Raw genomic sequence first — 6644 nt, forward strand, 5'->3', positions numbered from 1 at the left:
ACGACTTGGCACCCCCATGCCCTTTTCCGTTGGAGCCCCCATGTCCGCCCGTCGCCGTTCCACCGCAGCCGCGCTGCTCACCCTCGCCGTGGCCTCCGCCACCCTGGCCGGCTGCGCGTCCAAGAAGGACGACCAGGCGGGCGGCTCGGACGCCGTCGAGGTGAACGCCACCGACACCGCCTGCGAGGTCTCCAAGACCGGCTTCCCTGCCGGTCACCTGGTGCTGGACATCAGCAACAAGGGCTCCAAGACCACCGAGGTCTACGTCTACGGCGAGGGCGACAAGATCGTCACCGAGCGCGAGAACATCGGACCGGGCACCAAGGCCACCATCAACGCCGAGATCAAGGCCGGCTCGTACGAGATCGCCTGCAAGCCCGGCATGGTCGGCGACGGCATCCGGCAGAAGATCACCGTGACCGGCGAGGGCGGCAGCTCCGCCGCGGCCGACCCGCGCCTGGCCACCGCCGTCGACGCCTACCGCAAGTACGCCCAGGAGCAGGCCGACGCCACCATCCCGGCCGTCGAGGCCTTCGCCGCCGCTGTCAAGGGCGGCGACCTGGAGAAGGCCAAGTCGCTGTACGCCCCCTCGCGCACCGGCTGGGAGCGCACCGAGCCGGTCGCCGAGAGCTTCGGCGACGTCGATCCCAAGACCGACACCCGCGAGGACAAGCTGGAACAGGGCCAGCAGTGGACCGGCTGGCACCGGCTGGAGAAGGCCCTCTGGGCCGACGCCAAGATCGGCGACGACGAGAAGAAGCTCGCCGACCAGCTGGTCGACGACCTCAAGGACTGGCAGAAGAAGATCCCCTCCGCCGAGATCAGCGCGACCAGCATGGCCAACGGCGCCAAGGAACTGCTGGACGAGGTCGCCACCAACAAGATCACCGGCGAGGAGGACCGCTACAGCCACACCGACCTGGCCGACTTCCAGGCCAACGTCGAGGGTGCGCAGAAGGCCTACGAACTGCTGAAGCCGGTCGCCGCCGAGAAGGACCCGGAGCTTTCCAGGACCCTCGACTCCGAGTTCGCCGCCATCAACGCCCTGCTCGCCAAGTACAAGCAGGCCGACGGCACCTTCACCCCCTACGACAAGGTCGCCGAGGCCGAGCGCAAGACCTTCTCCGACGCGGTGAACTCGCTGGGCGAGCCGCTGTCGAAGCTGGCCGCCGCCGTGGTCGTCAAGTAACCACCGGCACCAGTACCCCCGCGCCGAGCAGTTCAGCGACGGCGCACCTCAGTAGCAGAGCAGTTCAGCAAGAGTGAGAAGGGCCCGCCCGCCGATGGACGCCGAGAACGAGCAGCAGAACGGCACGCCGGCCGCTGCCGCCACCACCACCAACCGGGGCACGGTCAGCCGACGCGCCGTCATCGGCTGGGCCGGCGCGGGCGTCGCGCTCGGCGCCGCCGCCGTCGGCTCGGTCGCCGCGGCCGGCCGGCAGGACGACGACCGGGCCCCGGCGCCGGGCGCGGCCGACGGCGGGGAGGTGCCCTTCTACGGCGATCACCAGTCGGGCATCGCCACCCCGGTCCAGGACCGGCTGCACTTCGCGGCCTTCGACGTCTCCGAGAAGGCCACCCGGGAGTCCCTGGTCAAGCTGCTGAGGGAGTGGACCAAGGCGGCCGCCGCGATGACCGGCGGCCGCGAGGTCGGCACCGGCGCGGCGAGCGGTCTGCCCGAAGCACCGCCGGACGACACCGGCGAGGCCATGGGCCTGCCCGCCTCCCGGCTCACCCTCACCGTCGGCTTCGGGCCCAGCCTGTTCGAGAAGGAGGGCGTCGACCGCTTCGGCCTCAAGGCCCAGCGCCCCGAGGCCCTGATCGACCTGCCGAACTTCAAGGGCGACAAGCTCGACCCGCTGCGCAGCGGCGGCGACATCTGCGTCCAGGCGTGCGCCGACGACCCGCAGGTCGCCGTGCACGCGATCCGCAACCTGGCCCGGATCGGCATGGGCACCGTCAGCATCCGCTGGTCCCAGCTGGGTTTCGGCAAGACCTCCTCCACCACCCCGGACGCGCAGACCCCGCGCAACCTGCTGGGGTTCAAGGACGGCACCCACAACATCGCGGGCACCGACACCGCGAAGCTCTCCGACCACGTCTGGGCCGCCCCCGGCGACGGCCCGGAGTGGATGACCGGCGGCTCCTACCTGGTCGCCCGGCGGATCCGGATGCACATCGAGACCTGGGACCGCACCTCGCTCAAGGAGCAGGAGGACGTCTTCGGCCGCACCAAGGGCGAGGGCGCCCCGTACGGCAAGGCCAGGGAGCACGACGCCCCCGACCTCAAGGCGATGCCCGCCGACTCCCACGTCGCGCTGGCCCACCCGGACGCCAACAACGGCCTGATGATTCTGCGCCGCGGCTTCTCCTTCACCGACGGCACCGACGGCCTCGGCCGCCTGGACGCGGGACTCTTCTTCCTCGCCTACCAGCGGGACACCCGCACGGCCTTCGTGCCGCTGCAGCAGCGGCTCGCGGCCTCCGACAAGCTCAACGAGTACATCCAGCACGTCGGCTCCGCCCACTTCGCCTGCCCGGCGGGCGTGCGCAAGCCGGGGGAGTGGTGGGGCCAGGCCCTGTTCGGCTAGGCCCATGGCCCCGACCGTGTCCCCCCGTACCTCCCCCACGACACCCCAGGAGCCCACGTGTTCGGCAACTACCTGATCGGCCTGCGCGAAGGCCTCGAAGCCAGCCTGGTCGTCTGCATCCTGATCGCCTACCTGGTCAAGACCGACCGGCGGGACAAGCTGCCGCCGGTGTGGCTCGGCGTCGGCTCGGCCGTGGTGCTCTCGATGGCCTTCGGCGCGGTGCTGCAGTTCGGCTCCTCGCAGCTGACCTTCGAGGCGCAGGAGGCGCTCGGCGGCTCGCTGTCGATCATCTCGGTCGGGCTGGTGACCTGGATGGTGTTCTGGATGCGGCGCACCGCCCGGCACCTGAAGTCCGAGCTGCACGGCAAGCTGGACGCGGCGATCGCGATGGGGACGACGGCCCTGGTGGTCACCTCCTTCCTGGCGGTCGGCCGGGAGGGCCTGGAGACCGCGTTGTTCATCTGGTCCGCGGTGCAGGCGACCGACGACGGCTGGACCCCGCTGATCGGCGCCGCGCTCGGCCTGCTCACCTCGGTGGTACTCGGCTGGCTGTTCTACCGCGGCGCGCTGAAGATCAACCTGGCCAAGTTCTTCACCTGGACCGGCGCGATGCTGGTCGTGGTCGCGGCCGGTGTGCTCGCCTACGGCGTGCACGACCTGCAGGAGGCCGGCTGGCTGCCCGGCCTGCACGACCTGGCCTTCGACATCTCCAGCACCATCCCCAAGGACGGCTGGTACGGCACCCTGCTGAAGGGCGTGTTCAACTTCCAGCCGGACCCGACCGTGCTGCAGCTGGTGGTCTGGCTGCTCTACCTGCTGCCGACTCTGGCCGTGTTCTTCAACCCGTTCGGCGGCGGCAAGGCCGAGCCCGCCCGGCCCGTCACCGTCAAGTCGGCCGCCTGAAACCGGCAGTTCACCGTCACCGCCCCGCCCGGCATCCCGTCGGGCGGGGCGGTCGCAGCGCGCAGGCCGTGGCGGTCAAACGCGCGCCGCACCCCGGGCCGCCGGTCCTGATCACCCTCAAGCCGGGTACGACGGTCTTCGCCGGCCTCAAGTGGTCCGCCTGTGCGAAGTCCGACCCGACCTGCCACATCCTGTCCGGCCGGCAGCTGACCCCGCCGGACGAGACCACACCGCTGATCGCCGACGTGCGGGGCGGCAACGCCAAGCCGGTCGTCCAACTCCTGGTCTCCGCCACCGGACTGACCACCGGCCCGCTGCAACCCTCCAATCAGTGTTCACCGGGCCGTGACGCGAAGGAGCCCCCGGGGCGGTTCGACCGAACCGCCCCGGGGGCTCCTTTTCTTTCGTACGGCCCCGGGCCTACTCGCTCTTGATGGCGCCCAGGATGTCCATCTTCGCCGCCTTGTAGGCGGGCCAGAGCGCGGCCACCAGGCCGACTACGGCGGCCGCCAGCAGGAAGCCGAGGACCTGCAGCGGCGGTACCTCGGTGGTGATGCCCTTGAAGGTGTCCGCCAGGGTGCGCAGGCCTGCCCAGGCGACCACGATGCCGAGGACGACGCCGACCAGCCCGCCGAACAGCGCGATCAGCAGCGACTCCAGCCGGACCATCCGGCGGATGCCGAGCCGGTCCAGGCCGATCGCCCGCAGCATGCCGATCTCCCGGCGGCGCTCGAAGACCGACATCGCCATGGTGTTGACGACGCCGAGCACCGCGATCACCACGGACATCCCGAGCAGCCCGTACATCATGTTCAGGATGCCGGTGACGATCTGGCGGTTCTCCGCCTTGATGTCCTTCTCGCCCTTGACGGCGATCAGCGGGTTGCCGCCGGTCGCGTTGCGCAGCGCCTGCTTCAGCTTCTCGGTCGGGCCGTCGGTGCCCTTCACCAGGACCCGGTTCGGACCGGTGCCGGGTGCCGCGTGGGGGCCGACCACGGCGTCGGGGGCGACGATCCCGGCCAGCGAGGTGTTGGACTCCAGCACGCCGCCGACGGTCAGCGAGCCCTTGGTGCCGTCCGGGTAGGTGACGGCGAGCGTGTCGCCGACCTTGTAGCGGGTGCGCTCGGCGGAGCCGGAACTGATCAGCAGCTTGCCCTGCTTGAGGGCGTCCGCGGCGCCCTCCTTGACCTCGACAGTGGCCAGCTGGTCGATGGTCGCGGCGTCCACCGTCGTCAGCCACTCGGTGTCCGAGCCGTCCGCGCCGTCCAAGCCGGCCGCGCCGGTCGTCACCGAGATGGTGCGCTCCACGCTCATCGCGCTGACGCCGGGCGCCTTGGCGATCTGGGCGGCGACTTCGGGGGAGAGCATCGAGAAGTTCTGCATGGTGAGCGTGAAGTCGGCCTTGAGGTCGCTCGCGGTCGCCTTGTCCACGGCCTTGTTCACCGAGGCGCCGACCACGGTCAGCGCGGTGATCAGGGTGACGCCGATGGTCAGCGCCGAGGCGGTGGCGGCGGTGCGGCGCGGGTTGCGGATCGCGTTCTCCTTGGCCAGCCGGCCCGGGGTGCCGTACAGCCCGCGCAGTAGCGGGGCGAACAGCGCGATCAGCGGCCGCGACAGCAGCGGGGTCAGCACGAACACGCCGATCAGCAGCGCGCCCGCGCCGACCCCGACCAGCTTGACCTCCTTGCTCGCCGCACCCGCGGTCAGCGCGGCCGCGCCGGCCAGGGCGAACACCAGGCCGATGGTGTTGCGGACCAGCAGGCTCTTCTGGGTGGCGGGCTGCTCGGCCGAGCTCATCGCCGTCACCGGGGCGATCCGGGAGGCGCGGCGGGCCGGGAGCCAGGCGGCGACCAGGGTCACCAGCACGCCGACCGCGAGCGCGGCGATGACGGTGCTCGGGGCGATCACCAGCGGGCCGTCCGGCAGGTTGGCCTCCAGCGGGCCGTTCAGCAGCGCTTGGAGCCCGGCGGCGATGCCGATGCCGGCCACCAGGCCGGCCACCGACGCGGTCAGGCCGACCAGCGCCGCCTCGATCTTGACGGAGCGGGTGATCTGCTTGCGGCTGGCGCCGATGGCGCGCAGCAGCGCCAGCTCCTTGGTGCGCTGGGCGACCAGCATGGTGAAGGTGTTGGCGATGATGAAGATGCCGACGAAGAGCGCGATGCCCGCGAAGACCAGCAGGGCAGTGCTCATGCCCTTGGTGCCCTGCTGGATCATCCGGTCCTGCTCGTTGGCCAGTTCGCGGCCGGTCCTGGCGTCGAGGTTGTTGCCGTGCGGGACGGTCTGCTCGACGGCGGCGAGCAGCGCGGAGTCGTCGGTGCCCGGCGTGGCCTTGACGTCCAGCTCGCGGAAGCGGCCCGGGCTCAGGTAGAGCTGCTGGGCGGTGGCGCTGTCGAACGCGGCCAGCGAGCCGCCGGCCACCACGCGCGGGTCGTTGGTGCGCAGGGTGCCGGTGAGCTTGAGCTCCATCACCGGGCCGTTGACGGCCACCCGGACGGTGTCGCCGACCTTGTAGCCGCCCTTCTCGGCGGTCCTGGCGTCCAGTGCGATCTCGCTGGCGTTCTTCGGGCCGCGCCCGTCGACCAGCGGGTAGCGCGGGTCGGTGCCGTCGGCGCCCGGCACGTAGTTGGTGCCGGTGGTGGAGAAGCCGTTGCCGATCAGCGCGCCCTTCTTGTCGGCGATGCCGGCGAAGCCGCTGACCACCCCGCGCACGTCGGCCACGCCGGGCAGCGCCGCGACGGCCTTGCGGGTGTCCTCGGTGAGGGTTGGGCCGGTGTGGGCCTTGCTGCCGTGGTCGTAGCCGCGGCCGACGGCCTCCCGGTCGCTGACCGTGACGGCGATGTCGGTGTAGCTCTTGGAGTTCTGGGACCTGAGCGCGCTGCCGAGCGTGTCGGTGAAGACGAGCGTGCCTGCCACGAAGGCGGTGCCGAGCATGACGGCGAGCGTCGTCATCAACAGTCGGCCCTTGTGGGCCAGCACGTTGCGTAGTGCGGTGCGGAACATGAGGAGGTGTCAGTCCTGGGGTTGCTCGTGGGACGGGTGGCTTCGGGGCTGTGGGCTGTCGCCGGGTCAGCTGGTGCGGCCCTTGGCGTCGAAGCGGCGCATGCGGTCCAGGACGGTGTCGGCGGTGGGGCCGTGGAGTTCGTCGAC

5 protein-coding genes and 1 pseudogene are annotated in these 6644 nt (G+C 71.2%); 4 read left to right on the forward strand and 2 right to left on the reverse strand.

What is annotated here, in order from left to right; all coding sequences use genetic code 11:
- The first annotated feature begins 40 nt into the window (after nucleotides 1-40).
- The 4 genes from efeO (at nucleotide 41) to ACWC9T_RS32440 (ending at nucleotide 3928) form a co-directional block, all read left to right on the forward strand.
- Nucleotides 41-1189: an iron uptake system protein EfeO gene (efeO, locus tag ACWC9T_RS32425; protein ID WP_449824623.1), complete on the forward strand. Its 1149-nt coding sequence runs from the start codon at nucleotides 41-43 to the stop codon at nucleotides 1187-1189.
- Nucleotides 1190-1283: 94 nt separating this feature from the next.
- Nucleotides 1284-2591, forward strand: coding sequence for an iron uptake transporter deferrochelatase/peroxidase subunit (gene efeB / locus ACWC9T_RS32430; protein ID WP_449824625.1), 1308 nt, complete (start codon nucleotides 1284-1286; stop codon nucleotides 2589-2591).
- 57 nt (nucleotides 2592-2648) lie between these two features.
- The gene (gene efeU / locus ACWC9T_RS32435) at nucleotides 2649-3494 is read left to right on the forward strand and encodes an iron uptake transporter permease EfeU (protein WP_449824626.1); all 846 of its coding nucleotides are present in this window, start codon (nucleotides 2649-2651) and stop codon (nucleotides 3492-3494) included.
- A gap of 68 nt (nucleotides 3495-3562) precedes the next feature.
- Nucleotides 3563-3928 carry a DUF4232 domain-containing protein gene (locus ACWC9T_RS32440; RefSeq protein ID WP_449824627.1) on the forward strand — a complete coding sequence of 122 codons (366 nt, stop codon included), beginning with the start codon at nucleotides 3563-3565 and terminating at the stop codon, nucleotides 3926-3928.
- Here the strand turns inward: ACWC9T_RS32440 and ACWC9T_RS32445 are convergent.
- Complete coding sequence (locus ACWC9T_RS32445) at nucleotides 3915-6497, reverse strand: ABC transporter permease (protein WP_449824628.1); 2583 nt, start codon at nucleotides 6495-6497, stop codon at nucleotides 3915-3917. The genes ACWC9T_RS32440 and ACWC9T_RS32445 overlap by 14 nt on opposite strands.
- 66 nt (nucleotides 6498-6563) lie before the next feature.
- Nucleotides 6564-6644: pseudogene (locus ACWC9T_RS32450) on the reverse strand (ABC transporter ATP-binding protein); the annotation flags it as partial.

The sequence above is a fragment of the Kitasatospora sp. NPDC001159 genome (genome assembly GCF_053598235.1).

Coding starts and splice junctions, on each gene's coding strand:
- efeO (WP_449824623.1), top strand. CDS start 41: ATGTCCGCCCGTCGCCGTTCCACCGCAGCCGCGCTGCTCACCCTCGCC.
- efeB (WP_449824625.1), top strand. CDS start 1,284: ATGGACGCCGAGAACGAGCAGCAGAACGGCACGCCGGCCGCTGCCGCC.
- ACWC9T_RS32445 (WP_449824628.1), bottom strand. CDS start 6,497: ATGTTCCGCACCGCACTACGCAACGTGCTGGCCCACAAGGGCCGACTG.